Below are 26797 nucleotides of genomic sequence, written 5' to 3' on the forward strand. Positions count from 1 at the left end.
AACAGTATAGGTCAAAAGTGGAAAAAGTAAAAAGGGCCTTATATATAATTGACAATTAACTGAAATCATTTTAACATTTAGATAAATATCTAAATGTCTAATTATTGAAAGGAAGAAAGACATTGAATCAAGCATTTAAAGCATTAGCAGACCCAACAAGGCGAAAAATTTTAGATTTATTAAAAGAAGGTGATTTAACCGCTGGTGAGATCGCTGAACATTTCAATATGACTAAACCGAGTATTTCACATCATTTAAGTGCGCTTAAAAATGCTGAACTTATTCAAGATGAAAAGAGAGGGCAATTCGTTGTGTATTCTTTAAACACAACTGTATTTCAAGATTTATTAACTTGGGTGTTTACGTTTACGAATAAGGGGGCAGAGGGGAAATGAGGAAGCATATATTTCCGTTATTGTTAATTGCTTTAACGATTATTGTATGGTGCATTGCATGGCCTTATTTACCGGGAGAGGTTCCGAGTCATTGGAATATTGCTGGTGAGGTAGACGGGCATATGTCAAAAATGGGAATGATGATTTTTGATGTAGCGATTATGGGGTTCATATATGCATTATTGACTTTATTGCCTAAGATAGATCCGAAGTACGAGAATTATAAAAAATTTCCTAAAGCATTTGCAATGATAAATGGCGCCATCTTATTTTTCTTATTTGCCCTTAATATGATGACACTAGCAAATGCTTTAGGATACAACATTCCAATTGGAATCGTTATGAACATAATGATTGGTATTCTTTTTATTGTACTCGGCAATTATATGCAGCAATGCAAACCAAATTTCTTCATGGGAATTAAAACACCTTGGACGTTAAGTAGTGAAGAAGTGTGGAGAAAAACACATAGGTTAGGATCAAAGATTATGATGATTGGCGGTATTGTAATCATGTTCTCGGCCTTTCTACCAGGAATGTGGAAAATGATTAGTTTGTTAAGTGTTGTTGCTGTATTGGTTGTTGGTACGACGGTGTATTCATATGTTGTTTATAAGAAAGAAATAGGAGCTTAATAGACAATATACACTTGTGGAGGAGAGCGAATGAAAAAGCATATTTTTGCAATTATATTGATTCTTATAACTGGTCTAGCTTGGGCATATGCATGGCCGAATTTACCGGATACTATGGCAATTCATTGGGGAACTGAAGGTGTGAATGGCTTTGCTTCAAGGTTTAATGCAATGCTGTTGACATTTGGAATTATGATTTTTGTTTATATTTTATTAACAATTACCCCAAAGATTGATCCTAAGAAAAAGAACTACGATAAATTTTCTAAAAGTTATACGATAATGAATTATAGCGTACTAGTAGTATTATTTTTAGTAAATATGCTTGTAATTGGAGTAGGATTAGGTTACGAAATTCCGATGAATAGTACACCGTATATTATTGTTGGTCTTTTATTTATAGTCATGGGAAACTATTTACCACAGTGCAAACCAAATTACTTTGTAGGTATAAAAACACCGTGGACATTAAGTAACGAAGAAGTGTGGAGAAAAACGCACCGTTTTAGTGGAAAGGTGTTTGTTGTATTAGGAGTTATTATGATTTTAAGTATTTTTGCACCAGCAGCATGGAAATCTTTCTTAATAGTTGGAATTATTATTGGGGCAGTAGTACTAACGATGGGATATTCCTATGTTGCTTATAAGAAAGAGATAGGGGCTTAATAAAAAATTTATGGGGGAGAGAGGATGAAAAGACACGTATTACCATGGAGTTTAATTGTTGCAATTGCAATTGGATGGTATATTGTATGGCCGAATTTACCGGAACAAATTCCGCGCCATTATAATGCGGCAGGAATAGTAGATGGATATTTTTCTAAAGTAGAGGCGAGTTCATTTTCAATAGGTAGTATGGTGTTGCTATATTTGATATGGCTAGCTATGGGGTATATTGATGTAACGAAAGGTAAGTATAAACAGCAAGCTAAAGTCCTCTCTGCAATTAACTATGCCATTCTTTTTATAGGGTTCGGATGTAATATATTTGCGCTCTTAGCTGCATCTAATTATATTGCTTCAGGCTCAATCGCCTTTAATTTCGGACTTGGAACGTTGTTTCTTGTACTGGGTAATTACATGCAACAAACGAAGCCGAACGGTTTAGTAGGTATTCGAATGGACTGGACATTAGAAAATCCTGTAGTTTGGAGAAAAACACATAGATTTGCTTCGAAGGTATTTGTGATAGGAGCACTTTGTATATATGCGGGAGCGTTACTGCCAGATCCATTCAATATCTTTGTAGGGATTGGAATCATATTAATATGCATTCTCGTATCAACGATAAAGTCATATAGTATTTATAAAAAAGAACTAAAAATGTAAATAAAAGCTGCTTTCCTTTCATGGAAAAGCAGCTTTATTTTTTATCACTTCTTCAAAACCGGTATCCAAATTTCACTTTTAAAGTTTGGAGAAGATGTATCTTTCTGTTCATTCCACAATATTTCCGGCCCTTCGGCTAGTTCATAGTTTGAAGAAGGGAACCATTCAGAATAAATACGTCCCCATACATTTTGCAATGCATCAGGAAATGGACCGACAGCTTCAAATATAGCCCACGTTGAAGCAGCAACTTCAAGTTGTTTGAATTGCTTTGGACAATCTTCCACGCTAGCTACTCCAATATAGTGGTCAAGCTCGCCTTTTTCCTCCATTCTTCCTTCAGAAAAGTTAGTAGAGGCACTAATGATTCCACTTGGTTCTACATTTGAAAGCATTTTTAACGTTTGAATAGACTCTGGATTTAAACTTTTCCACATAGAAGCAATTTCTTCATTTACACCAGTAAAAACAATCGGTACTCGTTTTTGTATACCAATGATTCGAAATGGACCTTTGTCTTCAATTCGATAGTTCATTTCTTTTCCTCCTTTAATCGATAGCTGGAAGGTCATTGGTGAATAAGCTTTCAAAGAATGGCTAGTATTTCGAGCTTCTGATGGCGTTATTCCGTGCAAATTTTGAAATGCACGTGAAAAAGAATCTGGTGAGTTGTATCCATATTTTATAGCGACATCGATGACTTTTACATCGCTATCTTTTAGTTCAAAGGCCGCAAGAGTAAGACGTCGACAGCGAATATATTCCGATAGTGATATGCCAGCTAGAAAAGAAAACATTCTTTTGAAATGATATTCGGAGCAGAAAGCTATTCTTGCGACTTCCTTAAAATCAATTTCGTGTGTAAGGTTGTCTTCAATATATTGCATTGCCGCATTCATATTTTTAAGTGAATCCATTACATGACCTCCTTTGTAAATAGAATAGCAGGAACGAAAAAGCTCCATCCGACATTTCATGCACAACTTTGTAGGGGCATTTTTAACCTTACAAAAATGTAATGTTCCTGTAAGGAGAATGAATGGATGGAATGATATCCCAATGTTATAGTAACAAAGTACTTTCGTTCATTAGGTAAAATTTTTATCTCTTTACTTATGTGCCTTACATAACTGTCATGTTTGTGTAAGAAACATCGATAGTGGCAAGAGTAGAGAGTGTATATAGTTGAAAATAGAGAATAGAAGAAATGAGGGATGTCGAGATGAAAACAGTGTTAGAGGCAAAAAATATTGAAAAAGTGTATGACACAGGTGGTAATAAATTTGCAGCGTTAAAAGGTATTAACTTACAAGTAAAAGAAGGTGAGTTCGTTGGAATTATGGGACCTTCTGGTTCGGGTAAGACGACTCTACTAAATGTTCTTTCTACAATTGATAATGCGACGAACGGTGAAATTTTAATTGATGGAAAAGATATCGTGAAGATGAACGATGATAAGTTAGCGTTATTTCGCCGTGATCATTTAGGATTCATTTTCCAAGATTATAACTTATTAGATACGTTAACGGTGAAAGAGAATATTGCGTTACCTCTTGCGTTATCAAAGGTGAAAGCGAGTGAGATTGATCGCCGCGTTCTTGAAATCTCGAAGAAGTTCGGTATTGATCATATTTTAAGTCAGTTCCCATATCAAGTATCTGGTGGACAGAAGCAGCGCTGCGCGGCATCACGTGCGATCGTTACAAATCCTAGTATGATCTTTGGGGACGAGCCGACTGGAGCGCTTGATTCTAAATCAGCGACAGATTTATTAGAAAGTATGAAGTCGTTAAATGAATATGATAACTCTACAATCTTAATGGTAACGCACGATGCGTTTGCGGCAAGTTATTGTAAACGAGTTATTTTCATTAAAGATGGTGAGTTATATAAAGAATTGCATCGTGGTGAATCAACACGTAAACAGTTCTTCCAAAAAGTCGTTGACGTAATGTCTTCCATTTCTGGAGGTATGGCTGATGACCTTATCTAGCATTGCCCTCCGCAACATACAGCGGAACTTTAAAGACTACTTTGTATATTTTGCATCTATGATTTTTAGTATTGTAATTTACTTTACATTTAAAGCACTGCAGTACAATTCGCAAATGGAAAAAGCCGCAGAAGGTTCTAAAAAAATTAGCGGGGCATTCCAAGTTTCGAGTGTCATGCTTATTATTTTCGTAGCAGTGTTTATTATATATTCAAACGGATTCTTTACACGGAAGCGTAAAAAAGAAGTTGGATTATATTCCTTATTAGGTATTCGTAAAAGACAGATTGGTAAAATGCTGTTTTATGAAAATATGTTAATGGGATTAATGTCTTTAATTATCGGGATTGCGATTGGTAGCGTCCTTTCAAAACTATTCCTTGAACTACTAGTAAGTATGATGGGATTAAATTTAAATGTTCATTTTGAAGTACCGATGGCTGCAATTGTTGATACAGCAATTATTTTCTTTGTGATTATATTGTATACATCACTTCAAGGGTACCGTTTAATTTACCGATTTAAGTTAATCGAACTTTTCCGTGCAGAACGTGAAGGAGAAGCAATGCCAAAAGGATCAGTCATTATGGCATTAATTTCAGTTTTCTTAATTGGTTCAGGTTATTTCTTAGCATTAATGTATATGAAGGCACTTAAGTATGCAGATTTTATGGTAGTCGCACTTTATATTTTACTTGCGACAGTATTAGGTACGTACTTATTATTTATGTTCTTTACAGTATTTGTATTGAAACGTGCAAGAAATAATAAATCATCGTTTTATAACGGGATGAATATGGTAACAACGTCACAGTTACTATATCGTATTAAAGGAAATGCAAAGTCACTTGCGACAATTTCTATTTTAAGTGCGGTGACATTAACAGCGGTTGGTACGTCAGTTACGATGTATTACAACACATTTACGCAATCAAAAGCAGTTGCGCCGTACAGTTATTCTTATGAGAAAAAAGATGCAGAGCTAGATAAGAAAGTAAATGCGATTTTTGCCGAAGAGAAAGCAAATCACCCTGTAAAAGATCAATTTGAAATTGAGATGGTTCCCGTAAAAGGGAAGTTTGAAGGAGATAAAGTTGATTTCATTTTTAATATGAACTACAGAATCTCAGAGAAATATCAGTTTATGTCTCAGTCAGAATTTAATAAACTTGCTAAAAAAATCGATGCAGAAACAGTAAATGTAGCCACTGGCGAAGCATTTATCTATGATAGTTCTTATATTGAAGGATATGAATTTAGCCCTCAATATAAAGGAAATAAAGCGGTCTTCCAAATTGGAAATGAAACGAAGACATTAACGATTCAAGGTGTAAATAATACTGCAATTACGAACTTAGGTGAACTAGTTGTTGTCGTTTCAGATGAAATGTACGAACAAGCGAAGCAAGCATTTGGAACACGCGTTGTAAAAAATATTGATGTAAAAGATGAAAGAAACAGTAAAGTATTAACAGAAAAATTAACAAAAGTGATGCCAGCTGGTGAATCAGAAATGGTACCACCATTTAGAGACTTCTACACTGGCTTCCACATAGGGCTTGAAGGAACGGGCCTAATGATGTTCATTGGAATGTTCTTAGGACTTGTATTCTTACTAGCAACAGGTTCTATCATTTACTTTAAACAATTAACTGAAGCAAATGCTGACCGTGAGCGTTACGTCGTACTTCGTAAAGTCGGTGTAACGAAACAAGAGATGAAAAAAGCAATTGCAAAACAAGTAAGCTTTATCTTTGCGATTCCGTTAGTAATCGGAATTTTACACAGCCTATTTGCACTAAAAGGTTTAGCCAACTTACTACCATTTGAAATTATGATTCCGCTCCTAATTAGTATTGGAGTATACGGTGTCATTTATATCGGATATTACTTCTTAACAGTTCGCTCTTATTATAAGATTGTGAGTGCGAAGTAATAGGTGATAGTTATCAGATTGTTGCTTTATTAAACGATAATAAAAAATAGAAAAATAGCCATTTACCTAATTCTTTTTACTTAGGTGAATGGTTATTTTTTGTTTTAGTAAGCGCCAGTGAGAGATAAGTTTGTATGAATAAAATAAAATTTAAGAAAAATACGGATTTGAAACATAAGCCTCTTATTCTGACTAGACCGCTAAGAAGGTATAAGTGAAGTGATATAAATTATATTTGATGGGAATAGCCTAGATTTTATTGACACAATCAAAGGGCATCAATTATGTCAATAAAATTAAAAGTATGTTTATGGTCAAAGGCATCTATGCATATTACAGAACACTTCACAGGATTCATTTCAATTACAGTCATGTAACTTGTAGGAAAATAACCATCTTCATAATAAGTAATCAATATTTCCTTTTCTGAAATGAATGAGCGTAATAGATAATCTTCAATCCTCTCTCTATCATTTTGTGGTGAGATGTTTAGTATTTCTTTAATACACTTGTGTGTGCCAGCAGGCTTTCTAGACATAATAGTCATTTGAGCTAATTTCAATGTGTCTCTATCTTTTGATATATTTGCGCTATCCATACTTCATATTCTCCTAACGCTATGTTTTCTGTATCTTTCTGACCTAGGAAGAACAGTTACTAGAAATAGATATTACCGATAATTTGAATGCTAAATTTCTTATTTTCTGGAACTGAATACATTGTATAAGCAGCCTATTTTGGAAGATATTTTAGCTTTAAAATTTATATAACAAAGAAATTATGTGGAATTAGTTTTATTGTTAATTTACTTAGCATTAAAAAATTACCAAATTTATCAACTTATTTATAGTAATTTATTTGTCATTATTGTACTTTTTTGAAGAGGATAGAAATTTATTAGGATTAATATTGAAAATTTGGATCAAGGAGAATAAAGGCACGTAAAAATAGAAAGAGTATCAAATCGAATTGTATATTTACCAACCTAGGAAGTAACAATTCGACCAATTTTGAGGTGAGGGTATTACCACTCGCAAATGACGGGATAAATTGAATTGATGGATTCTGTATGTAGGTGAGCTAGTATTATACCTATCTCACCTAGTGTTAAGAAAGCGCTTTTATATTACGGTATGATTTTCGCGATATTGTCTAGGAGTCATACTAGTGATTTTTTTGAAAACTCTTGTGAAATAACTTTGATCATTAAAATTAAGCCAAGCACAAATATCTGATAATGGATATGTCGTTAATGTTAATAATTTTTTTGCCTCTTCTACCCTTTCCCTTTGAATGTATTCGCTTAAAGGGATGCCCACTTCTTTTTTAAATAACTTAGATAAATAAGTAGGAGAAATATCTAAAAGGCTAGCAAGATCATTGAGAGATATTTCATCGTAAATATGTTTGTGAATATGATTTAGGCATGTAGTTATTGAATTAGAATATGCTTGATTACTATATTCTTTAACGCGTTCTGCAAAAGTACATAATGCATCTTCAATTAATCTATTTACGGAGTACATGTTATCTAGCTTTTCAATGGTTTGGATATATAATGTACCAAGTGGAAAAGCGATATCTGATGGAAGATTACCCTCTATCGCATATCGAGTAGCTAGAGTAATTGCCATAATACCATTATTTTTCTGGTTTCTGAGTTGGTCTCCTTTTGATGAAATTGCCGCATCTTCTTGTGGGAATGAATACGCATATTTTATTACTTTTTCTTTATCGCCTTCTTTGATTGCTGAAAAAAAATTACGTTCTAATGATATGTTGTAATTTTTAGGGTCATTTCGACGACGTTTTGAAATATATAAATCGGGATTTACAATTTTATAAGAAACGTCCTCTAGTACTTTGTTCTTTTCCCAAACAATACTTATATCTAATTTTTCATTGAAAATTACGTAATGCAACCAAATGCTTATATCAATTAGAGTACTTTTTTTAATCTCAGGTAGAAATTGATAGTAATCTATCCCTTGTTGTATGTTTTTGGTACAGTTGAAATCTTCCATGAGTTTGATAGCCATTTCATCTGATACCTTTGGATAGGTAGTGGGACCGATTATAATAGTTCCTTTTATATGTTCGTGTTTTGTTACATGAATTATAATGAAATTTTCAAGATACTTATTTCCTTTGAAGATTGGAAAATTACAAAGAGCGTTCTCTTGATCAAGTTCACTAAGATGTTCTTCTTTAGAAGAATAAAAGGGACTGTAAATATTATTAGAAGTAGATTGATATAAAATTTTTTTGCTAGTAGATAAAAACTGAACAGGTACATGAAAGGTTCTATGTACAAGATCACATAAGTATTGTAGGTCGATGGAATTATTCATTATTTTCTATCTGCTCCTTTTAAGTAGTTTGTAAAACACCACCGATTAAAATTTCATTTAACATCTATTATATCAAATAAACAAATTTTTTAAGGTGGAATAATTATAATATAAGAAATATAAAATGTTTCGTTTATAAGGCTAAAAGGATGTTTATAAAAAAACAAATGGCCATTGATAAACTTGGCTTGAAGGCTGTTCAAATGCAATCCTATCTCACGGTAGCTATCGCTGTAAGTGATAGCTGCTTTTTTTATTCTTCATAAAATCTTAAGAAATCTCCTTAATTTTTGTTAAGAAACGATAGTTATACTTAGACACAAGTTAAAAACTATTGAACGAATGGGGAGAGGTTTACATGCAACTCATAACATTCTTACATGAATTTATTAAACACCCGAAACATACTGGTGCGATTGCGCCAAGTTCGAAAATATTAGCAAAGAAAATGGTAGATGTAATTGATTTTAATAGAGCAAAATGCATTGTAGAGTTAGGGCCTGGTACAGGAGTATTTACGAAAGAAATTATGAAGAGAAAGAAGCAGGAGACAATATTTCTTCTTATTGAAATTAATGAAGTGTTTTTCAAAGAGCTAAAGAGAAAATTTAAAGATGAGCAGAACGTCATTGTTGTACACGGTTCAGCTGAAAATATAAAGAAGTATATGGAAGAGTTAAATATAGAATGTATGGATTACGTTTTATCTGGATTACCTTTTACTTCTTTGCCGGAAGAAGTTTCAAAGCGTATTTTAAACAATGTAATGGAAGTGATACATGAGAACGGTGAATTTATTACATTTCAATATTCACTTGTGAAAAAAGGGTTTATACAGCATTTCTTCCCTGAAATTGCGCTAGAAAAAGTGTGGCTCAATTTCCCGCCAGCTTACGTCTTTAGCTGTAAAAAAGAGCTAAGGAGAGCATATGCGTAATGGAATTAAATGAATTATTATCCTACATTGAGCAATACGGTTATTGGGCACTATTTTTCTGTTTATGGTTAGGGATTATCGGTATGCCGATTCCAGATGAAATGATTGTAATGAGTGGAGGTTTTGTATCCTCACTAGGGGTATTAAGCATCATTCCTGCATTTTTATTAACATATTTAGGTGTTGTATCCGGGCTTTCTTTAGGTTATATACTAGGGAAAATATTTGGTACGAAAGTACTTGATAAGCTAATGAAAAAGAAAAAAGCGAAATATCTTTTGAAATCTCAACAAATGGTAGAGAGGTATGGTCATTATGCGTTAGTCACAAGTTACTTCATACCAGTTGTAAGACATATCGTACCGTATTTAGTTGGAATGAATAACATGCGATTTAAGACGTATGCTTTGTATTCCTATACGACAGGATTTGTTTGGACACTCGTTTACTTTGTACTCGGTTCTTTATTTGGACAACATATTGAAAGTATTGTAGCGATCGCGATAGAGTATGGTATGTATTTTGGCGGGATTGTTCTTGTTGTTGTGAGTGGTACTTATTTGTATAGGCAAAGAAGAAGTACAGTGATGAGTAAATAGATAGAATAAAGGCTAGAGTAGTGTAAAAGATTATAATTATAAAAAGGAGAGTTATTTTGTAGAATAACTCTCCTTTCTTTTTAATGTAATAGATTCTTATTACTTAAATTAGGCTTTGTTTGAAATACAATTATATAAATTGTTAATAAAATTGTATTGATCAGATTAGCTAATATAGTCATAAAATCACTTGATGGAATTAGGAGAACAAAGATTGAAAGTATGGCAGAAACAAGTGGAATGAACTTTTGTAAAGAAGTTAATTCTCCATTTTTATGAAGTTGCCAAGACATAAAGAAGCTAATTAAGAAAACAACGGATGTAAATAATAATCCTAAATATCCCCAACCATCTTCAATATACCAAGGTAAAAAGCTCATTCGTGATGTGAAAATAAATAGATTTAATATTAACATGCTAATCATTAACGTATTTAAAATAGTGATATTTGTCTGTTTCTTCATTTGAATTACACTCCGAAATTTATTTGATTTTTATTGATTATAGTGTCAATTAGCGCTTAGTTAATTGAGTTAATTCTTGTAAATCTTTTTCTTTAAAGGACTTAAAATTATTCTTTTCAACTGTATACATATCTTCTTTTATGAGACCAGCTTTATATTGCGCATCTAAAAACTGAAGCTCTTCATCCCAAATTTTGATACTTAGCTGAAGGCACTTTTCTCGCTGAGCCGTTGGTAAATCATCTAGGTGTTTCGGTTCTTTATGTGGATTTTTTGTATTATCAACACGAATTCCATAACGTAGTTCTAATTCATCTAGCTGTTTATATAATACATCTAATTCTTCTCTTTGCTTCATTATTGAATCGACTTCTGAGCTTGTGATATTAGGATTAGTTAATTTGAAATGAGTTAGTTCCGCCGCGTAACCTTCAGTTTTTGAACTTGTATTTGCAAACACAACAGTTGATAATCCCATTAATAGGCCAAGGGATAAAGTTGTCATAATTATTTTTTTCATATCATTTTATTCCTTTCATTGTTTCGTATCAATAAAATATTTTTATTGAGCGGCTTTTGCTATTTCCATAAATCTTTCTTCAATTTCATCCAATTCGAATGAATGATATATTCTACGGTCTTCTTTATCTAAAATTCTATAGTGTTGAGATAGAATATTTTGTTGTATTTGATAACCGTTTAATTCTTTTATTTGTCGCCACCATACTTTTCCTCCTAAAGTCTTCGGGAAATTCGTATTGTAATGTGTAAAAGCGATTGTTTTTATAATTTCATTCACATCATCTCCGAAGGTCATCTGGACTGTATCGCTCTGTTCAAAGAGTGTTACGACACAAACTGCGCCTGCCCATGTGAGGGTGCGTCTACCCTTTTCAATTTCTACTAGTGTTTTCTTTGATAAACCGATAATATCTGACATTTTATCTTGTGATAAATCGTTTTCAACACGGATTAGTTTTAATTTTGAATTGACGAGTTCAATAAATTCTTGCTTATCCATCATACATCTTCCTTTCTTGTATAGTATAAAATTACACTAAAGGTGTAATTTTGTTAATAATAGTGTAAAGAGTCACCTTATATTATTTTGATCTTGTTAATTAATATTTCACTTTTAGTTTAAGAAAATGTTAAGAAACCGTACGAGTTTTTATTAAGAAATACGTTCTATACTTAAAAACGTCCTACAGAAAAACATAATGAAAGGCGGAATATAGATGAAAAGATTTATACTTGCATCAGTATTTATCATCGTGGCAGGAGCAGCATATTTATTAAATGGGAGTGCTGCGATTGATAGAATGAATCCATTTCTTGATTTAGAATATCGTTACGCAGTGATTGATAATGATGGAAAAGAGTTAGGCGGAAATAAAGGCCGTGAATACAAAGTGACAGCTTATAATGAAAAAGGGGAATCAAAAGAAGTTACGATTGATGAGGTAGATGAATTACCGAAAGGCTCGTATTGGCATGTCATTACGAGAGGGAAGTTTTTACATGATAAAGTACAAGTGACAACAGATAAAATTCCTGATGGAGCGAAGGCGAAGTTAGGGTTGTAAGTATAAAACCGATTCTCGATGAGAGAATCGGTTTTGTTATTTTATGGTGATATATAATTGTATTGATAGCGGAGGAGGGGGAGAGTTGTGCTACTCATTTTTAGCCTTATTTTAATTGGGATTATGTGTAGTATGAGAATAGTGTCCTTAAATATGATGGAACGACAGAAGATAGAAGAACGATATGTATATTGTCCAAAATGTAATGCGAAAATTAGGAGAGGGAATTCCGCTCCTTTTTGTTCGAAATGTAATTTAATATTTTAATAATAAATTCATAGAAGAAATACGTAGTGGAAAGAAGTTTGAACAAGGAATAGAGTACACAAATATTATTGAAGACTCTCCAGTTAGTATGAGGTCTTTCATAGAGCTAAATCTAGAGGTTTTAAGAGTTTTATTACCGGATGAAAGAGGACGAGAAAATAGTGACCCTTATTTTGGCTGGTTATCTGTAGAAATACCAGTTTATCCAGAAACACTAAATTTAAAAACGAATGTACATATAAGAGAAGTTGGAATGGCACCGTATGTTGAATTAGAGCCAACCGAGCACCCTTTAGCGATAGAACAAAGAAATGGAATTACTTTAGAGAGAGTTAAAGAAATACAAGAAATGATCCGACGACATAGCTAGATTAGAAAAGAAAAAACGAGTGATATCACTCGTTTTTTTATTACACAACCGCAGGATTATAAATCATCGTAAAGTGTCCTTGTAATAGTTCAATATGACAAGGTGTATGTAGTGAACTTTCCCCATCCGTATCTACTTCTTTTTCTTCTTCTGTTTCAATATGAATGGATTTTGCTTTCACATGGAAGATGTCATTTTCGTTTGTGTCTTCAAATAGCTTCTTCCCGATATAATCTTTAAATGCTTGAATGCCTGTTGATTTTACGACGAAAATATCAAGTGTTCCGTCGTCACATTTTACGTTCGGAATAAAGGACGGGATACCACCAAGATATTCACCGTTTCCAACCATAACAAGAACAGCTTCGTCTTCGTATACTTGTCCGTCGTAAGTGATTTTTACTGGGAATGTTTCAGCGTTTTTTACAGTTCGAATTGTGCTTAAATAGTAACCGATTTTACCAAGCTTTGCTTTTTCTTCAGCATCGATATTGTTTGATACTTCAGAGACGAGTCCAATGCCCCAAAAGTTTAAGAAGTGTTGTCCGTTCGCTTTTGCGACATCAATTGGTTTTACAGGTCCTTTTGTAATGAGTTTTGCTGCTTCTGCGATGTTTTGTGGAACGCCGAGTGTGCGAGAGAAGTCGTTGCAAGTTCCGCCTGGAATGATTGCAAGTGTAGGTCTAATTTCAAGAGGGGCTAAGCCGTTTGTACATTCAAATACAGTTCCGTCACCACCGAAGACGATAATTAAATCTACTTTACTAGCAAACTCCTGACAATAGTTTGTTGCATCACCTTGTTGTTTCGTATGAAGGATGTGTAAGTCAGGAAAAGCGGTGGCAAGTGGTGGTACGATTTTCGCTAAGTTAGTATGTAAATCGCCTTGTCCTGCCTTTGGATTTACGATGAGGAGTACTTTTTCAAATTTTGTCTTTGTCATTTTTATTCTCTCCCTTTGTCTTTTACGAACCGTGATAGAAAATAAACTTCCATCAGTAATTGATGGAAGTTTATTTTATTATTCCGTTACAACTGAAGCGATAAATGGTAAGTTACGATATTTTTCCGCACAGTCGATACCGTAGCCAACGATAAATTCGTCTGGAATTTGGAAGCCAACATATTCAGCTTTTAAATCCACTTTACGACGCTCTGGCTTATCAAGTAACGTACAGAATTTCAATGCTTTTGGTTTATGCATGAAGAAGTGATCTTTTAGGAAGTGAAGTGTTAAACCAGAATCGATAATGTCTTCTACGACAATTACGTTTTTTCCAGTAATGTTTACATCGATATCTTTTAACAGTTTTACTTTTCCAGATGTTTCAGTTTGATTTCCGTAGCTAGATGCAGAGATAAAGTCGATTGTTACATCGTTTTTAATGTGACGAATTAAATCAGCAGCGAATACGAAAGATCCTTTTAATACAGCGATTACTACGATTTCTTCCCCTTCAAAATCACGTTCGATTTGAAGAGCTAGTTCTTTTACTTTTTCTTGTAATTGTTCTTCAGAAATTAAAGTGTCTTTTATTTCAATATTCATTTGAATCCTCCTACAATGTAAAACTTATGAACATTTCGACTGTAAAGGATAGAACGGAAAAAGTCAAAGAAGAATAGAGTTTTTTACAGAAATACCCACAATATAATCAGATGATATGATATACTGATTATATTAAGAAAACGCTTCCATAAAGGGTGATTATGATGAAAAAGAAACAGTATACGAGTGTAACGTTTATAAAAGCATTACTTTTAACAATTGTTCTTGGTATGTTGGCTTACGTAATTGATGTACCTGCGATTCGCATTTCACTAATTGGAATGACTTTAGTATTAGGCGCAATTTCTCACGGTATGATGTCGCAGCTGCAAGAAGCTGGATTGGATGATATGAAAGATCATATAGATAAGAAATGAGAAACCTTCACGTATATAGAATGAAGGTTTTTTTCTTTTCTTACAAAAATGTAAGGTAATTTGTAAGACAAATCGATAGTTGCATAGTAGTGTTTTGGATAAACTATAAGTGTAAGGTAAAAGGCAAGCATATTTTAGGTAAATTAAGTTTTAGGCACTCTATATGTGAAAAAGGAGTAGGAGGGCATGGAGAAACGTTGGACGACCTTTTCTTTTTTAGCGACTAGTAACACCGTAATGCTAGCTGGAGAAATGGATTTTTTGCATATGTTTGATCGAGAAGACGATCATTCTTCTTCTAAGTTTACAATGAAATGGAGTAAATGGAGCGATAGTTGTAAATCGGAAGAAGAGGCCCCTAACGAAAGGCAAAAAATTATTTTAACAAACCCTATTAAAGCATGGGTTGTTCAACGTCGTAAGTGTAACGTCAAAAATCACTTCAAGAAAACTGAGCCGAGACAATTAGTTATCACTCCGGCCCTTTCTACTTCTAAGTCACGCGAAAGTAACAAATAAATATCGAGACACACACCCGAAAAACATCGTATATATTACGGTGTTTTTTTCTTTTTCTACAATGAAATCTTTAAATGAAATATATTTCATCTGCATCTCATATTTACATCTGTTATTTATTCTAGTAATACATCCGGTGCGAAGTGATGTGAATAAAGTATAAGGAGAGAATGAAGATGAAAAAGAGACTATTACCAATTTGTGCAATGGCACTTTTAACAGTAGGTTATTCTTCGGTAGCGAGTGCTTCAACTGGAACACTGACAAAGGAAGAAGCAGCGCAAGTGCAGTCAGATGTAGCTAAAAAGGAAGAAGCAATTAAGGCACAGCAAAAAAATGATGCAGAGAAAAAGCAAGCGGCGCAAGTACAAGAAAAAAGTGATATGGCTAAAAAAGAGGAAGCAATAAAAGCCGAGAAAAAGAGTGAAGAAGAGAAAAAGAGAATAGCACAAGAACAGTTAAAAAGTGATATGGCCAAAAAAGAAGAAGCGATAAAAGCCGGGCAAAAAAATGATGTAGCCAAAAAAGAAGTAGCGAAGCCAGTTGTACAAGGTGAAAAATTACCAAACACAGCATCAAATAATGTAGCAATGATGGCATTAAGCGCCTGTCTTGTCGCAATAGGTACATTATTTGGATTGAATCGTCGCAATAAGGTTAAAGCGTAAATAAAATAGTAGCCTATAAAGAATGGGATAATTTCATATATTAAAAATGGTAGGTTACTCCTACCATTTTTTGCATGGAGGGATGAAACATGAAGCTACTCAATTATATCGGTATTATATTAATGGCTATAGGGCTATGTATGGGATCATATTATGCGGTGGAATGGTATAAAGGAAAAAGCTCCGCTCAAGAATTAACAAAAGAAGAAATAAAGAGTCTTAAAAATATACAAGATAATCAGCTTTCTAATGAAAAACCAGTAACTTCCCAAGTGCCTTCTACTCAAATACAATATAAAGAAGGAGAAAAAGTAGCCATGTTGCATATTCCAAAAATAAAGAAGAAGTTTTCTATATATTGGGGAGCAAGCGATGCAACTTTAAAAAAAGGAGTCGGTATGTTTGTTAGTGATTTAACGACAACGCCATCTGGTGGAGGGCATACTGTATTAAGTGGGCACAGGGATACTGTATTCACAGAATTGGGAGACCTGAAAGAGAAAGACAGTCTTTTGGTGGAGTATGACAATAAAATTTACACATATGAAATTCAAAAGAAGTGGATTACACATGCGGATGATCGCACTGTCATTGTGAAAAAAGAAGAACCGACTTTGACACTGACGACTTGCTATCCATTTGATTATATAGGGGATGCACCAGATAGATATATTATTGAGGCGAAATTAATTGCTAGTTATTCAAAATAAAATTGTAGTTCCTGAAAGGGAGAGGAGGGTACATAAGTTATGTCAAAAAAGGTTTTAATTGTTGAAGATGAAGAGATTTTACGTGAAATATTAAAAGATTATTTTTTGAGTGAACAATATATAGTGTTTGAAGCGAGAGATGGGAAAGAAGCTTTAGTTTTATTTGAAGAAGAAGAGGTTGATTTAGTTATACTCGATATTATGTTACCAGAACTAGATGGATGGTCTGTTTGCCGAAGAATTCGTAAGACGTCCCAAGTTCCGATTATTATGTTGACGGCACGTGTTGATGAGGATGATACGCTACTTGGTTTTGAACTTGGAGCAGATGATTATGTGACGAAGCCGTATAGTCCGCCTATTTTATTAGCAAGAGCGAAACGATTATTAGAAAGTAGAAAAGCATCAAAGAAACCTTTAGAGAATGAAGATGATACGTTATCAATTCATGGCATTCACGTCCATTTTCCGTCACGTACTGTTACTGTTGATGAGGCAGACGTTAGTTTAACACATACAGAGTTTGAAATATTAGTGTATTTCATGAAAAACCAAGGAATTGTACTAACGAGAGAACAATTAATTTCAAAAATTTGGGGATATGAATTTGCTGGCGATGATCGAACTGTTAATAGCCATATTCGTAATTTGCGAAATAAATTAGGAGAGAAGGCAAAGTACATTATAACTGTAGTGCGAACTGGTTATAAGTTTGAGGGGAATGTATGAGAAAAGGGATTGTACTAAAATTATTTACTCTTACAACAGCGTTATGTATGTTAATTTTAGCGACGATTTTTATTGGGCAAACGATATTTTTTAAACAATATTATGCGAATCGAAAAGTGGAAAATATTAAAGTGAACTTAGATTCCTTTGAAAATAACTATTTAAATGATGCAGGAAGTGCAGAAGGAATTCAGAAGCTGGAGCAAGACTTTTTAAGAGAAAATAATACGTGGATTACGACTTTAGACCAGTATGGGAATTTAAAACATGCGGATGATTTTTATTTTGAGATTACTTTAGAAAAACGCGAAGAGAAGCAAATTGGACAGAAGACAATCAAAATTCCTTTGTACTATCTTATGAATATAGATGAGATGGAAAGTGGGACACTATCTAGTTTTGTAGGGCAACCAGTTTATTTTTATGGACTGAAAAGAGGGGATAGTTTCATCACACATTATTTGCAGTTAGCAAAGATGAATTTAAGTTGGACAAATAAACCATTGAGCAAGAAGTTAGGTGAAAAAGAACTTAGGGTAAGTGAGGAGAAGCCAAAAGTTGCTGGAAGTTTGAGTGATGAAGAAAAGAAGTGGGCTGCTCAAAATTCAGATTTCAATATGCATGGGACTATTACGAAGGCACAGGTTCCTGATGTAAAAGGACCTGTAAATCCAATTTATAAAAACAATTTATTTTTGGATAATATAAAAGAATTTCAAACTGATTTATTACTAAAAGAAAGTAATAAAATACAGTATGCAACACAAACAATGGATTATGAAAAAAATGATATAAAATATAAATTATTAATTAAACCAATAAAAGATAAAGACGGATCAGTGACATATATATATGCAATGGCATCTTTGCAACCAGTCGATGAAGCTGTACAAATGGTGCAAGATTATTACATCTACATCATTGCATTTGTAGTCGTTCTTATATTTCTAGCTTCGTTCTATTACTCAAAACAAATTGCAAAACCGTTACTAAAAATAAATGGTACAACGAAGAAAATAGCTCATTTAGATTTCACAGAAAAAATTCCGATTACTTCAAAAGATGAGATTGGTGATTTATCGCAAAATATTAATACACTATCTAATAAACTACATTCACATATTGGACAGCTTGAACAAGATATTGAGAAGGAAAGAAAATTAGAAAATACGAGAAAAGAATTTATTTCAGGTGTTTCACATGAATTAAAAACACCGTTAAGTATTATGAAAAGCTGTATTTCTATTTTAAAAGATGGGGTAGCGGAGCATAAAAAAGAGTACTATTTTCAAGCGATGGAGCGAGAAGTAGACAAGATGGATACTTTAATTTTGGATATGCTTGAGCTAGCAAAATTTGAGTCCGGCACATATAAAATGAAAAAAGATTCATTTTATATTGATACAGTAATTGAAGACATATGCGAACAGCTTTCCGTGGAGATAGAGAAAAAAGAACTTCATGTTCATAAAAATATATGTTCAGTTGAAGTAATTGCAAATCAAAATCGTATTGAACAAGTCATCGTGAACTTCATTACGAATGCAATACGTTATACACCAGATAAAGAAGATATTATTATTTCCACAATAGACGAGACGAATCATATAAAAGTGTGTATTGAAAATAAAGGTGCTCACATTGAAGAAGAACAATTAGATAAAATTTGGGATCGTTTTTATAGAGTGGATGCAGCTCGCCAGCGTTCACAAGGTGGAACGGGGCTTGGGCTGGCCATTTCTAAAAATATTTTAGAATTGCACGATGCTGAATATGGGGCAAAGAATACAGAAGATGGTGTGTTATTTTACTTCTATTTACCGAAAAAAGCGTAGATGATACAATCTACGCTTTTTTAATTTAATTTCATATTATTTTTACTTAATCTTTATTTTTAAGCGATATAATCTGGTTAGAAAAAGAGGTTATGTAAGGAGTAGATTAGCCGTGAATAGCAATTTACTAGGTGTGATGGCATTTATTTTCTTTTGTGCATTTATTGTATTTATTATTGATATTACTCATTGAGAGCTTTGATAAAAAAAGAGCGCTAATTAAGCGCCCTTTTTTTGTGAATTCATTTGATAAGCACTCATGCTTTTGAATAAGCGTGGTGAAGTAGTAAATAAAAGAATTAGTAATACAGTACATAGTATGAAAGAACCGATCATTGTACTGCCGTTTACAATTAATGAATATAAAACAGCTGATTGTCCTTTCGGCGCGTATTGTCCCCAAAAAATAATACCAGCAATAAAGTGGCAGAAATAACGTGCAAAGCTACCGACAAATGTGGCAAAGATAATATAAACGAGTGCTTTTTTTCCATTGTTTTGTTTTGATGTAGGTTTATCTTTGCGACTGCCAAAACTTGAATGTTCTGCATCACTGTTGTTTGAAGCAAGAGCTTTTTGAATTGGACGATAGAATAATCCAGCAAAGCCGATAAATGCAAAGGCTATGAAGTATTCAATGAATGCTTGCACTGGCGTTAAAATGTAAGCATCACCTACGACAATTTGTAAAAGTCCCCAAATTAAGCCTCCTAAGAAGGCCATTTTGAAGCCCCAGCGGTATGCGATAATAAAAATAGGAATCATAGCAAATGAAATGGAACCGCCTGTTGGAAGTTTAATTGATAATGGTAAAATGTCGATAATCAAGGCGAAGGCTGCAAGAATTGCGGATTCGATCATCGCTTGTAAATTGGTGTTACGCATGTTGTCTCCCCCTAAATCCAAGTTGCACAAAAAAGAACATTATCATAGGAGGATACGAAATACGTAAATAAAAAAGAGGTATGTATTTCGGACGTTTGCACAATCCCTGCGTTAGCATTAACTAACAGGTTCGAAGGGTCGGAACGAAGTGTTCCCTCTCAGCGGCAAGGCTCCCCCTGTGATAACGAGATTCTTTATTTGCTATTGTTTATTGTAAGCGAAATGGATGAGAATGGCAAATAAACCTTGTATGACAATTGTTGAAATATAATTGTATTGAAATGTTAATAAATATGAAGCAAAAAGATATAGTCCAAATGAAATAGAGTATGATATAATTTGTTTGAAAATAATTATCATTCTCTTCTGAGGGGGGAAGGTTATGAGCTTAGTAGATATTAAAATTGGTGAGAAAGTGCTAGTAAAAAGTATTCAGTCGTTAGATCAGTTATTAAAGCGTAGATTAGCTGCTTTCGGTCTTTCAGAAGGAAGCGAACTTCGCCTAAAACAGAAAGCGATGTTTAAAGGTCCTTGTACATTGGAGTGTCGTGGGCAGTTAATTAGTATTCGTCATTGTGACGCGAAAATGATAAAGGTGGAATTAGCGTGAATAAGGTTGCTTTGCTAGGGAATCCGAATACAGGGAAAACATCATTATTTAATGCACTCACTGGTTCTTATGAATATGTAGGGAACTGGAGCGGTGTAACAGTAGAAAAGAAGGTTGGTAAATTAAAAGATAAGCAAGGAACATTAATTGATTTACCAGGCGTTTATGATTTAAATCCAGTTTCACGTGATGAAGGCGTCGTTACAAATTTTCTATTAACAGACGAATTTCATCATATGTTAAATATAGTGGACTCTTCGCAATTTGAGCGAAATATGCATTTAACATTGCAATTACTTGAATTTGGTAAGCCAGTTTCAATTGGTTTAAATATGATTGATGTGGCAAAGCAAAGAGGAATTGTTATTAATGTCAAACGATTATCAGAAATATTAGGAGTAACAGTCGTTCCTGTCGTTGCAAGAAGCGGAAAGGGCTGTGAAGAATTACTTGCTACTCTTCATGAAGAGAAGCAAAAAGAGAAAAAACCATTCGTTATTTCATATGGTGTACAAATGGATGAAGGGATTGGAGAGGTAATCACTCTTTTAGAGACAGCGAATTATGAGCATCCAAGATGGTTAGCCCTTCAATTTTTAAGCAATAACGAAGTAGTAGAAAAAGAAATGAAAGCATTACCAATTTATAAGGAACTTATAGCCATTCGATCTCGTTTAGAAGGAAAACTTGATTGTACGTTGGAGGAGCATATTTACAAAACTCGTGAAGCGTATATTGAAAAGTTAAAAACAAATGTAATTCAGCATGAGAAAGAAGGAAAAATTCCTTTTTCGGAAACAATCGATAAGTTAATTACACATAAAATTTTAGGACTTCCAATCTTTTTAGCAGTTATGTTTTTTATTTTTCAAGTTACGTTTACGTGGATTGGTACACCTTTATCTGATATGCTTGATGGATTTTTTGGCGGGCAACTTACTGATTGGGTTACAGCTGGTCTCGCAAGTGTTGGTGCTTCTGACTTTATTCAAGCGCTCGTTACAGAAGGTATTATTGCCGGTGTTGGTGCGGTATTAGTATTCGTTCCACAAATCTTTGCACTATTCTTCTTCATTTCATTATTAGAAGACTCAGGATATATGGCGCGAATTGCAGTTGTTATGGATAGAACTATGGAGTTTTTCGGCTTAAACGGAAAAGCATTTATCCCGATGATTATCGGCTTTGGATGTAACGTTCCAGGTATTATGGCAGCGAGAACGATTGAACAGGAGAAAGAACGTTTACTTACAATTTTAGTAACACCATTCATGTCTTGTTCAGCACGTTTACCTGTATATGCATTATTTGCGGGAGTGTTTTTCCCTCATAGTCAGGCGACTGTTGTGTTTTCTTTATATGTTGCAGGTATTGTTCTTGCGTTACTCGTTACAAAAATTATGTCCCTTACAATTTTAAAGGCGGAAAAATCTATTTTTGTAATTGAACTACCTCCTTACCGTGTGCCCCAAGCGAAAACACTATGGCTGAGCACGTGGGAGAAAGGTAAAGGGTTTGTTCGTAAAGCAGGTACATTTATCTTCGGTGGTTCTGTTGTCATTTGGTTATTAAATTATGCAGGTCCATCAGGGTTTGGTGTTGATATGGGAGACAGTTTCTTAGCGATGATTGGTGGTTTTATCGCTCCACTATTCGCACCGCTCGGCTTTGGAACTTGGCAAGCTGGGGCATCCCTTTTAACAGGATTTTTAGCGAAAGAAGTTGTCGTTTCAACAATGGCGATTATTTATGCGGTTAAAGAAGATGTGCTAGGAAATGTAATGGGAGCGCATTATACTGCGTTATCAGCGTACGCATTTATGTTCTTTGTTTTATTATATGTTCCGTGCTTAGCGACAGTAGCTGTTATTAAACGTGAAACAGGATCGGTGAAATGGACAATTTTCTCTGTCGTTTATCCACTTGTTGTTGCTTATGTATTAACGTTCATTATATACCAAGTTGGATTCTTACTCGGATTCTAGAAGGAGATGTATTACAATGATGGTCAATATTATAATTGGAGCTATCATTTTTGGTTATGCAGCATATACGTTAGTTAATTTTGCAAAGAGAAGTAAAAAAGGAAAATGCGCAGCATGCTCTTTAAATAAGTCATGTCAGTCGCAAACTTGTAGTCCAGATATGGAGCAAATTGCCCATAAATAGAAAAAAAGCTTTGCGAATTTCGCAAAGCTTTTTTATTTACTTTTTAATTGTAACAAGTTGAGCTCCTTCTACACCATTTTTTCCAGGGAATTCTTTACTAGGATCCTTATCGAATTTTAGTACGCCTACAGATTTCTCTTCACCTTTTACATTTCCGTAAGTTGCATCGTCAACGATTGCGAACATGTCTGCATATGCGCGGCCGCTTCCGATAATTGTGTTACCTTCATAGTTTAATTTTGCCCCATCAAGTGTAGCATTTTCTACCTTCTCTTTTGCAAATAGTACGCCTTGCTCTGCTGTTACAGCTGGTAATTTATCAATTGCTTTTGTGTCGTCATTTTTATCGACTTTTCTAAGGAGTTCTTTCTTAACAAGTTCTTCGCCAGTTTTCTTATCCATTACAAGAACCTTTTTATCTTCAAGTGTTGTAAGTTTCATTTTATACATATCTTTTTCTTTTACTTCTTTTTTATTTTTATCCGCAATTTGCTGAACTTGCTCTTCTGTTCCGTATAATACAAAGCCGTTCGCTTTTTCTCCTAATAAAGAACAACCTGATAATGCTCCGAATGAAATTGCTGCTGCTAATCCGATTCCTACTAATTTTTTCATGATGATTTCTCCTTTTATATGTTTTATAGTAAATACACATTCTGTATTAGTCCTGAAATTATGAGAAGCATTTTTGTTATTCCGTTGCTTCTGGTATTAGTGTATAAGAAATATGGAGATGCAACTATCGAGTTAGCTTACAGTAACATTACAATGATGTAATTTAGTGAAAGTATGTAAAAATAAGTTAATTTCGAGAAAAGAAATAATAAGAATATAGTAGGAATACAATATTCTATCTAGAATGTCATATTATATTGGATGTATTTTGGAAATAACATGTAAGGATATCTTAGTTTTGTTATAATAAACACATAGGTTGTAAAAATGAATATTCTTACTGTAAAGGGAGATTTTTAATTTTTCTAAGTAGTGAATTTGAAATATGAGGTATATCATAGGAGGAATTTGAATGTCTGTATTTAAACGATTACGAGATTTAACAATGTCAAATGTGTATTCATTAATTGAAAAAGCTGAAGATCCAGTTAAGATGACGGATCAATATTTACGTGATATGCAAGCGGATGTACAAGAAGCTGAGAAAAGTGTAGCTGCTCAAATCGCACTTGAGAAAAAGTTCAAGTTATTATTCGAAGAGCAAGAAGCACTTGTGAAAAAACGTGAAGAGCAAGCACATATGGCTGTTCAAGCTAGTAACTTAGATCTTGCGCGTCGTGCTCTTGAAGAAAAACAAAATGCAGAGCAAAAGATGAATGAATATAAAGCGAGCTATGAACAAAATAAAGCTGCTGCTGATAACCTTCGTGCGAAGCTAGAAGAAATGCGTAAGCAATTAACAGAGCTGAAAAATAAACGTGAAACACTTGTAGCACGTGTAAATGCAGCGAAAGCACAAAAGAATATTAATCAGGCGATGTCTGGATTTGATGCAAATACAGCAAAAGCTGGTTTAAGCCGTATGGAAGAGAAAGCTCTTCAATTAGAGGCTGAGGCAGAAGCGAGCGGTGAAATTTACAAAAAAGAAAAATCATTAGATGATGAATTCGCAAGCTTAAACAAAAATTCTGCTGTTGACGATGAATTAGCTCGTATTATGAAGCAGTATGAGAAATAATATAGAATAGAGACAAATGGACCGACATGTCTAAATATATTCATGTCGGTTTTCTATTATATTTTAGAGGAGGTTTTGCAATGACATGGATGAATGTGTTAGCTATGCTCGTATGGACAGGGGCGAGTGCGGTACTTTTATTTGCAATTATGTGGGTTGATTCGATTTTTACAAAATACAATGATTTAAAAGAAATAAAAAACGGGAACACAGCTGTGACAACACGTTTCGTTATGAAGCTATTCGCTCAAGGATACATCTTGTCACAATCAATAACGAAAGCGAATGATTTATGGCAAGCGCTTCTTGCCTCAGCAGTTTCATTCGTTATTTTATTAATTGTAGAAATGTTTATTGAATTTGTTTTAAGAAAAATGGTAGGTCTTGATTTAGAAGAAGGAACGAAAGAAGGCAGCGTAGCACATGCGATGTTAGCTGGTTCATTACATATCGTTGGTGCACTTATTTTAGGTGCTTGTTTATAAAGAAAAAAGGAGGGGTAGATTGTGAGCTTATTTAAACGTATTAAAAATATAATGAAAAGCCCGGAGCAACCGAAACCAGAAAAGAGTCTTTTAACGTTAGCTCCTGGCGATATGATTGAAGTTTCGTTAGTAATGTACGAATTGATTGGGAAAACGAGCATGCATTCTCGTAAGGAGATTGTTTTAACCCTGCAGGACGGGAAAGACATTCGCTATTTAAAAATTGAAGACCGTGAAAATACGTATTACAAATTATATACACCAATTGACGGTCGTTTAGATTCAATCGATGAAATTCCGACGACAATTGAAATGGATGATACAGAGTACCATATGGAAGAGCAATATAATGGACGTGTTGTTGTAATGGGGAAAACACCATTCGCTGCTTCGGAGGAACAGTACGTATGGGAATTCCAGTCTGATAATCGTAAATTATTACGTATTGAATGGCAAAATGGTCGCACAATGATGTATGAGGGAGAAACAATTATTCCTGCTGATGTACAAATCATAAGAGCAACATAAGGGGGGCGTAATCATGTCAAACCGATTGTTTACCATGATTAAATCGTTCGTAATCCCTATACTTGCTATCGTTACATTACTTGTTATTGCGGGTTATGCTTTATCAGGCTGTCAAAGTGGTCAAGCGAAGTCAATTCAAGACCGCTATCCGCTTGAGTCTGTCGCAAAGGAAGGTAAACAAGAATCTTACGTGTATAGGGCCGCCAATCGGTCAGTTCCTGAAGTCGCAAAGGAACTTATAGCCGAAAGGAAACCGAAGCAAGCATCTAAAGAAGACGAAAATCAAATGTTCCTCGTTTATTCTGATAAAATGTATAATCTTCAAAAGGATAAAGAGAAACCATCTGATACGCTAATTGAAATAAGTAATGAAGAATTTGTCCGTCAAAATTACCAACCATCCTTCTTACAAGGATATATTATGGGGAGTATAATAAACGATATATTCGGTTCACGAAAATCATCATACGGTGATTATCGCGGATATAACGACAGACAAAATCATAAACCGGTTATTCCGGAAAGACCACCTACGAAAGAAGAAAAGAAAACCCCGCCTCCAATTACGAAGGAAGGGAAAGGATCGATTATTAAGCGAGGCGATAATGTTGATTCGAAACCATCAGTAGGTGATACAGGTAGTATTACGGAAAAAGGAAGTAATACCCCACCACCGTCTACTGGAAGCAAAGGGAAAATCACGAAAACGCCAGGTGGCTCGAGTGGATCTGATGTGAAGCCGAAATCATCCATTAAAACTCCGCCAAAGAATACGTCTCCCCCGAAAACGAGGGTTGGCGGCTCAGGAACAATTACGAAGAGAAGATAGTGTAGGGACCGAGAAGCAGAATTTGCTTTTCGGTCTTTTTATTATGGGGATTAATTCCTTGTAGCGGGTGCAATTAAGGCATAAGGAGGGATTAGTATGACTATGTATAAAAGGTTTAGTGCAATTATGTTCCTCGTCTTATTTGTATGTCTGTTTATTAGTAAAACGGTGAAATTTCACTTTGCAGTAGGTATTCTATGGATAGTATGTACATGTACTCTATTTCTGTATATTCCGCCTCGTTTTCAACATGAAGTGACCGCCTTTCACAAATACGTAGAATGGATTAAGGGTGGAGGAAGATGGGGGAGTGAAAATATATCAGCGATTTTTAGAATATATCGTTCAC

33 protein-coding genes, 3 pseudogenes and 1 riboswitch are annotated in these 26797 nt (G+C 34.2%); of the genes and pseudogenes, 26 read left to right on the forward strand and 10 right to left on the reverse strand.

The genetic code is table 11. The features are described 5' to 3' along the window. Positions 1-122: 122 nt before the first annotated feature. Genes VK90_RS18670 through VK90_RS18685 form a run of 4 tightly spaced genes read left to right on the forward strand, consistent with a single transcriptional unit; the run spans position 123 to position 2359 of the window. Positions 123-395 (forward strand): autorepressor SdpR family transcription factor, encoded by a 273-nt coding sequence (locus VK90_RS18670; protein ID WP_048374381.1) that lies wholly within the window; start codon positions 123-125, stop codon positions 393-395. Beyond that, positions 392-1030 (forward strand): SdpI family protein, encoded by a 639-nt coding sequence (locus VK90_RS18675; RefSeq protein ID WP_048374382.1) that lies wholly within the window; start codon positions 392-394, stop codon positions 1028-1030. The genes VK90_RS18670 and VK90_RS18675 overlap by 4 nt, the downstream gene beginning before the upstream one ends. A gap of 30 nt (positions 1031-1060) precedes the next feature. Then, complete coding sequence (locus VK90_RS18680; RefSeq protein ID WP_048374383.1) at positions 1061-1696, forward strand: SdpI family protein; 636 nt, start codon at positions 1061-1063, stop codon at positions 1694-1696. A 24-nt stretch (positions 1697-1720) separates the two neighbouring features. Then, complete coding sequence (locus VK90_RS18685) at positions 1721-2359, forward strand: SdpI family protein (RefSeq protein ID WP_048374384.1); 639 nt, start codon at positions 1721-1723, stop codon at positions 2357-2359. Between the two features lie 44 nt (positions 2360-2403). Here the strand turns inward: VK90_RS18685 and VK90_RS18690 are convergent, their stop codons facing one another. Then, positions 2404-3276: an AraC family transcriptional regulator gene (locus VK90_RS18690; RefSeq protein WP_048374385.1), complete on the reverse strand. Its 873-nt coding sequence runs from the start codon at positions 3274-3276 to the stop codon at positions 2404-2406. A 305-nt stretch (positions 3277-3581) separates the two neighbouring features. Between VK90_RS18690 and VK90_RS18695 the strand changes: the two genes are divergently transcribed. Both VK90_RS18695 and VK90_RS18700 read left to right on the forward strand, forming a co-directional pair. Next, on the forward strand, positions 3582-4352 hold the full coding sequence (locus VK90_RS18695) for an ABC transporter ATP-binding protein (RefSeq protein WP_000859656.1): 771 nt from the start codon (positions 3582-3584) through the stop codon (positions 4350-4352). Continuing rightward, entirely contained in the window at positions 4339-6288 is a 1950-nt protein-coding gene (locus tag VK90_RS18700; RefSeq protein WP_048374386.1) for an ABC transporter permease, read from the forward strand. The genes VK90_RS18695 and VK90_RS18700 overlap by 14 nt, the downstream gene beginning before the upstream one ends. 268 nt (positions 6289-6556) lie before the next feature. Here VK90_RS18700 and VK90_RS18705 read toward each other — a convergent pair whose 3' ends face one another. Beyond that, complete coding sequence (locus VK90_RS18705; protein ID WP_048374387.1) at positions 6557-6886, reverse strand: YolD-like family protein; 330 nt, start codon at positions 6884-6886, stop codon at positions 6557-6559. Positions 6887-7409: 523 nt separating this feature from the next. After that, positions 7410-8639: a helix-turn-helix domain-containing protein gene (locus tag VK90_RS18710; protein ID WP_002173941.1), complete on the reverse strand. Its 1230-nt coding sequence runs from the start codon at positions 8637-8639 to the stop codon at positions 7410-7412. 358 nt (positions 8640-8997) lie between these two features. On the opposite strand from VK90_RS18710, the gene VK90_RS18715 reads away from it, so the two are divergent. Together VK90_RS18715 and VK90_RS18720 are read left to right on the forward strand one after the other, a co-directional pair. Next, complete coding sequence (locus VK90_RS18715; protein WP_048374388.1) at positions 8998-9576, forward strand: class I SAM-dependent methyltransferase; 579 nt, start codon at positions 8998-9000, stop codon at positions 9574-9576. Then, entirely contained in the window at positions 9576-10175 is a 600-nt protein-coding gene (locus VK90_RS18720) for a DedA family protein (protein WP_048374389.1), read from the forward strand. The genes VK90_RS18715 and VK90_RS18720 overlap by 1 nt, the downstream gene beginning before the upstream one ends. 80 nt (positions 10176-10255) lie before the next feature. On the opposite strand, the gene VK90_RS18725 is transcribed toward VK90_RS18720, so the two are convergent. Genes VK90_RS18725 through VK90_RS18735 form a run of 3 tightly spaced genes read right to left on the reverse strand, consistent with a single transcriptional unit; the run spans position 10256 to position 11660 of the window. Then, a complete protein-coding gene (locus VK90_RS18725; protein ID WP_048374390.1) occupies positions 10256-10639 on the reverse strand; it encodes a hypothetical protein in 384 nt (127 codons plus the stop codon). A 49-nt stretch (positions 10640-10688) separates the two neighbouring features. Further along, entirely contained in the window at positions 10689-11144 is a 456-nt protein-coding gene (locus VK90_RS18730) for a hypothetical protein (RefSeq protein WP_231595907.1), read from the reverse strand. Positions 11145-11201: 57 nt separating this feature from the next. Further along, positions 11202-11660: a helix-turn-helix transcriptional regulator gene (locus VK90_RS18735; protein ID WP_048374392.1), complete on the reverse strand. Its 459-nt coding sequence runs from the start codon at positions 11658-11660 to the stop codon at positions 11202-11204. A 217-nt stretch (positions 11661-11877) separates the two neighbouring features. Between VK90_RS18735 and VK90_RS18740 the strand changes: the two genes are divergently transcribed. The 4 genes and pseudogenes from VK90_RS18740 to VK90_RS18745 form a co-directional block, all read left to right on the forward strand. Next, positions 11878-12225, forward strand: coding sequence for a YxeA family protein (locus VK90_RS18740; RefSeq protein WP_048374393.1), 348 nt, complete (start codon positions 11878-11880; stop codon positions 12223-12225). 87 nt (positions 12226-12312) lie between these two features. After that, positions 12313-12492: a hypothetical protein gene (locus VK90_RS28955; protein ID WP_082147973.1), complete on the forward strand. Its 180-nt coding sequence runs from the start codon at positions 12313-12315 to the stop codon at positions 12490-12492. Positions 12493-12502: 10 nt separating this feature from the next. Continuing rightward, a pseudogene (locus VK90_RS30795) lies at positions 12503-12643 on the forward strand (DUF4262 domain-containing protein); the annotation flags it as partial. After that, positions 12632-12862 (forward strand): annotated as a pseudogene (locus VK90_RS18745) (DUF2199 domain-containing protein); the annotation flags it as partial. The pseudogenes VK90_RS30795 and VK90_RS18745, both read left to right, overlap by 12 nt. 40 nt (positions 12863-12902) lie before the next feature. Here the strand turns inward: VK90_RS18745 and VK90_RS18750 are convergent. Together VK90_RS18750 and hpt are read right to left on the reverse strand one after the other, a co-directional pair. Further along, positions 12903-13805, reverse strand: coding sequence for a diacylglycerol/lipid kinase family protein (locus VK90_RS18750; protein ID WP_048374394.1), 903 nt, complete (start codon positions 13803-13805; stop codon positions 12903-12905). Positions 13806-13883: 78 nt separating this feature from the next. Next, on the reverse strand, positions 13884-14411 hold the full coding sequence (hpt, locus tag VK90_RS18755) for a hypoxanthine phosphoribosyltransferase (RefSeq protein ID WP_025148857.1): 528 nt from the start codon (positions 14409-14411) through the stop codon (positions 13884-13886). Positions 14412-14572: 161 nt separating this feature from the next. Here hpt and VK90_RS18760 point away from each other — a divergent pair, with 161 nt between their 5' ends. The 6 genes from VK90_RS18760 (at position 14573) to VK90_RS18785 (ending at position 19249) form a co-directional block, all read left to right on the forward strand. Then, positions 14573-14788 (forward strand): hypothetical protein, encoded by a 216-nt coding sequence (locus tag VK90_RS18760; RefSeq protein ID WP_048374395.1) that lies wholly within the window; start codon positions 14573-14575, stop codon positions 14786-14788. 186 nt (positions 14789-14974) lie between these two features. Next, positions 14975-15307, forward strand: coding sequence for a hypothetical protein (locus VK90_RS18765; protein WP_048374396.1), 333 nt, complete (start codon positions 14975-14977; stop codon positions 15305-15307). Between the two features lie 176 nt (positions 15308-15483). Beyond that, entirely contained in the window at positions 15484-15975 is a 492-nt protein-coding gene (locus tag VK90_RS18770) for an LPXTG cell wall anchor domain-containing protein (RefSeq protein WP_048374397.1), read from the forward strand. A gap of 89 nt (positions 15976-16064) precedes the next feature. Continuing rightward, positions 16065-16685, forward strand: coding sequence for a class D sortase (locus VK90_RS18775; protein ID WP_048374398.1), 621 nt, complete (start codon positions 16065-16067; stop codon positions 16683-16685). A 39-nt stretch (positions 16686-16724) separates the two neighbouring features. Next, positions 16725-17414 carry a response regulator transcription factor gene (locus VK90_RS18780; RefSeq protein ID WP_048374399.1) on the forward strand — a complete coding sequence of 230 codons (690 nt, stop codon included), beginning with the start codon at positions 16725-16727 and terminating at the stop codon, positions 17412-17414. Beyond that, the gene (locus VK90_RS18785; protein ID WP_048374400.1) at positions 17411-19249 is read left to right on the forward strand and encodes a sensor histidine kinase; all 1839 of its coding nucleotides are present in this window, start codon (positions 17411-17413) and stop codon (positions 19247-19249) included. Before VK90_RS18780 ends, VK90_RS18785 begins: the two co-directional genes overlap by 4 nt. A 219-nt stretch (positions 19250-19468) precedes the next feature. On the opposite strand, the gene thiT is transcribed toward VK90_RS18785, so the two are convergent. Next, entirely contained in the window at positions 19469-20134 is a 666-nt protein-coding gene (thiT, locus tag VK90_RS18790; protein WP_048374401.1) for an energy-coupled thiamine transporter ThiT, read from the reverse strand. Between the two features lie 85 nt (positions 20135-20219). Beyond that, positions 20220-20321, reverse strand: a riboswitch (TPP riboswitch). 195 nt (positions 20322-20516) lie between these two features. Between thiT and VK90_RS18795 the strand changes: the two genes are divergently transcribed. Genes VK90_RS18795 through VK90_RS18805 form a run of 3 tightly spaced genes read left to right on the forward strand, consistent with a single transcriptional unit; the run spans position 20517 to position 22913 of the window. Further along, a complete protein-coding gene (locus VK90_RS18795; protein WP_002173924.1) occupies positions 20517-20744 on the forward strand; it encodes a FeoA family protein in 228 nt (75 codons plus the stop codon). Further along, positions 20741-22729, forward strand: coding sequence for a ferrous iron transport protein B (feoB, locus tag VK90_RS18800; protein ID WP_048374402.1), 1989 nt, complete (start codon positions 20741-20743; stop codon positions 22727-22729). Before VK90_RS18795 ends, feoB begins: the two co-directional genes overlap by 4 nt. A 16-nt stretch (positions 22730-22745) precedes the next feature. Then, entirely contained in the window at positions 22746-22913 is a 168-nt protein-coding gene (locus VK90_RS18805) for a FeoB-associated Cys-rich membrane protein (RefSeq protein WP_000989587.1), read from the forward strand. Positions 22914-22949: 36 nt separating this feature from the next. On the opposite strand, the gene VK90_RS18810 is transcribed toward VK90_RS18805, so the two are convergent. Further along, entirely contained in the window at positions 22950-23528 is a 579-nt protein-coding gene (locus tag VK90_RS18810) for a lipoprotein BA_5634 family protein (RefSeq protein ID WP_048374403.1), read from the reverse strand. A 412-nt stretch (positions 23529-23940) separates the two neighbouring features. Here VK90_RS18810 and VK90_RS18815 point away from each other — a divergent pair, with 412 nt between their 5' ends. The 5 genes and pseudogenes from VK90_RS18815 to VK90_RS18835 form a co-directional block, all read left to right on the forward strand. After that, positions 23941-24606: a PspA/IM30 family protein gene (locus VK90_RS18815; protein WP_002173920.1), complete on the forward strand. Its 666-nt coding sequence runs from the start codon at positions 23941-23943 to the stop codon at positions 24604-24606. Positions 24607-24686: 80 nt separating this feature from the next. Continuing rightward, positions 24687-25091, forward strand: coding sequence for a DUF350 domain-containing protein (locus tag VK90_RS18820; protein WP_048374404.1), 405 nt, complete (start codon positions 24687-24689; stop codon positions 25089-25091). 21 nt (positions 25092-25112) lie between these two features. Next, complete coding sequence (locus VK90_RS18825) at positions 25113-25619, forward strand: DUF4178 domain-containing protein (protein WP_048374405.1); 507 nt, start codon at positions 25113-25115, stop codon at positions 25617-25619. 13 nt (positions 25620-25632) lie between these two features. Continuing rightward, positions 25633-26448, forward strand: a complete 816-nt coding sequence (locus tag VK90_RS18830) for a DUF4247 domain-containing protein (RefSeq protein WP_002173917.1) — start codon at positions 25633-25635, stop codon at positions 26446-26448. 96 nt (positions 26449-26544) lie between these two features. Continuing rightward, positions 26545-26757: pseudogene (locus VK90_RS18835) on the forward strand (hypothetical protein); the annotation flags it as partial. Positions 26758-26797: the final 40 nt, after the last annotated feature.

This window comes from Bacillus sp. LK2 (assembly GCF_001043575.1).
Taxonomy (GTDB): Bacteria; Bacillota; Bacilli; order Bacillales; family Bacillaceae_G; genus Bacillus_A; species Bacillus_A paramycoides.

Coding starts and splice junctions, on each gene's coding strand:
- VK90_RS18675 (WP_048374382.1), top strand. CDS start 392: ATGAGGAAGCATATATTTCCGTTATTGTTAATTGCTTTAACGATTATT.
- VK90_RS18680 (WP_048374383.1), top strand. CDS start 1,061: ATGAAAAAGCATATTTTTGCAATTATATTGATTCTTATAACTGGTCTA.
- VK90_RS18685 (WP_048374384.1), top strand. CDS start 1,721: ATGAAAAGACACGTATTACCATGGAGTTTAATTGTTGCAATTGCAATT.
- VK90_RS18690 (WP_048374385.1), bottom strand. CDS start 3,276: ATGGATTCACTTAAAAATATGAATGCGGCAATGCAATATATTGAAGAC.
- VK90_RS18695 (WP_000859656.1), top strand. CDS start 3,582: ATGAAAACAGTGTTAGAGGCAAAAAATATTGAAAAAGTGTATGACACA.
- VK90_RS18700 (WP_048374386.1), top strand. CDS start 4,339: ATGACCTTATCTAGCATTGCCCTCCGCAACATACAGCGGAACTTTAAA.
- VK90_RS18705 (WP_048374387.1), bottom strand. CDS start 6,886: ATGGATAGCGCAAATATATCAAAAGATAGAGACACATTGAAATTAGCT.
- VK90_RS18710 (WP_002173941.1), bottom strand. CDS start 8,639: ATGAATAATTCCATCGACCTACAATACTTATGTGATCTTGTACATAGA.
- VK90_RS18715 (WP_048374388.1), top strand. CDS start 8,998: ATGCAACTCATAACATTCTTACATGAATTTATTAAACACCCGAAACAT.
- VK90_RS18720 (WP_048374389.1), top strand. CDS start 9,576: ATGGAATTAAATGAATTATTATCCTACATTGAGCAATACGGTTATTGG.
- VK90_RS18725 (WP_048374390.1), bottom strand. CDS start 10,639: ATGAAGAAACAGACAAATATCACTATTTTAAATACGTTAATGATTAGC.
- VK90_RS18730 (WP_231595907.1), bottom strand. CDS start 11,144: ATGACAACTTTATCCCTTGGCCTATTAATGGGATTATCAACTGTTGTG.
- VK90_RS18735 (WP_048374392.1), bottom strand. CDS start 11,660: ATGGATAAGCAAGAATTTATTGAACTCGTCAATTCAAAATTAAAACTA.
- VK90_RS18740 (WP_048374393.1), top strand. CDS start 11,878: ATGAAAAGATTTATACTTGCATCAGTATTTATCATCGTGGCAGGAGCA.
- VK90_RS18750 (WP_048374394.1), bottom strand. CDS start 13,805: ATGACAAAGACAAAATTTGAAAAAGTACTCCTCATCGTAAATCCAAAG.
- hpt (WP_025148857.1), bottom strand. CDS start 14,411: ATGAATATTGAAATAAAAGACACTTTAATTTCTGAAGAACAATTACAA.
- VK90_RS18760 (WP_048374395.1), top strand. CDS start 14,573: ATGATGAAAAAGAAACAGTATACGAGTGTAACGTTTATAAAAGCATTA.
- VK90_RS18765 (WP_048374396.1), top strand. CDS start 14,975: ATGGAGAAACGTTGGACGACCTTTTCTTTTTTAGCGACTAGTAACACC.
- VK90_RS18770 (WP_048374397.1), top strand. CDS start 15,484: ATGAAAAAGAGACTATTACCAATTTGTGCAATGGCACTTTTAACAGTA.
- VK90_RS18775 (WP_048374398.1), top strand. CDS start 16,065: ATGAAGCTACTCAATTATATCGGTATTATATTAATGGCTATAGGGCTA.
- VK90_RS18780 (WP_048374399.1), top strand. CDS start 16,725: ATGTCAAAAAAGGTTTTAATTGTTGAAGATGAAGAGATTTTACGTGAA.
- VK90_RS18785 (WP_048374400.1), top strand. CDS start 17,411: ATGAGAAAAGGGATTGTACTAAAATTATTTACTCTTACAACAGCGTTA.
- thiT (WP_048374401.1), bottom strand. CDS start 20,134: ATGCGTAACACCAATTTACAAGCGATGATCGAATCCGCAATTCTTGCA.
- VK90_RS18795 (WP_002173924.1), top strand. CDS start 20,517: ATGAGCTTAGTAGATATTAAAATTGGTGAGAAAGTGCTAGTAAAAAGT.
- VK90_RS18805 (WP_000989587.1), top strand. CDS start 22,746: ATGATGGTCAATATTATAATTGGAGCTATCATTTTTGGTTATGCAGCA.
- VK90_RS18810 (WP_048374403.1), bottom strand. CDS start 23,528: ATGAAAAAATTAGTAGGAATCGGATTAGCAGCAGCAATTTCATTCGGA.
- VK90_RS18815 (WP_002173920.1), top strand. CDS start 23,941: ATGTCTGTATTTAAACGATTACGAGATTTAACAATGTCAAATGTGTAT.
- VK90_RS18820 (WP_048374404.1), top strand. CDS start 24,687: ATGACATGGATGAATGTGTTAGCTATGCTCGTATGGACAGGGGCGAGT.
- VK90_RS18830 (WP_002173917.1), top strand. CDS start 25,633: ATGTCAAACCGATTGTTTACCATGATTAAATCGTTCGTAATCCCTATA.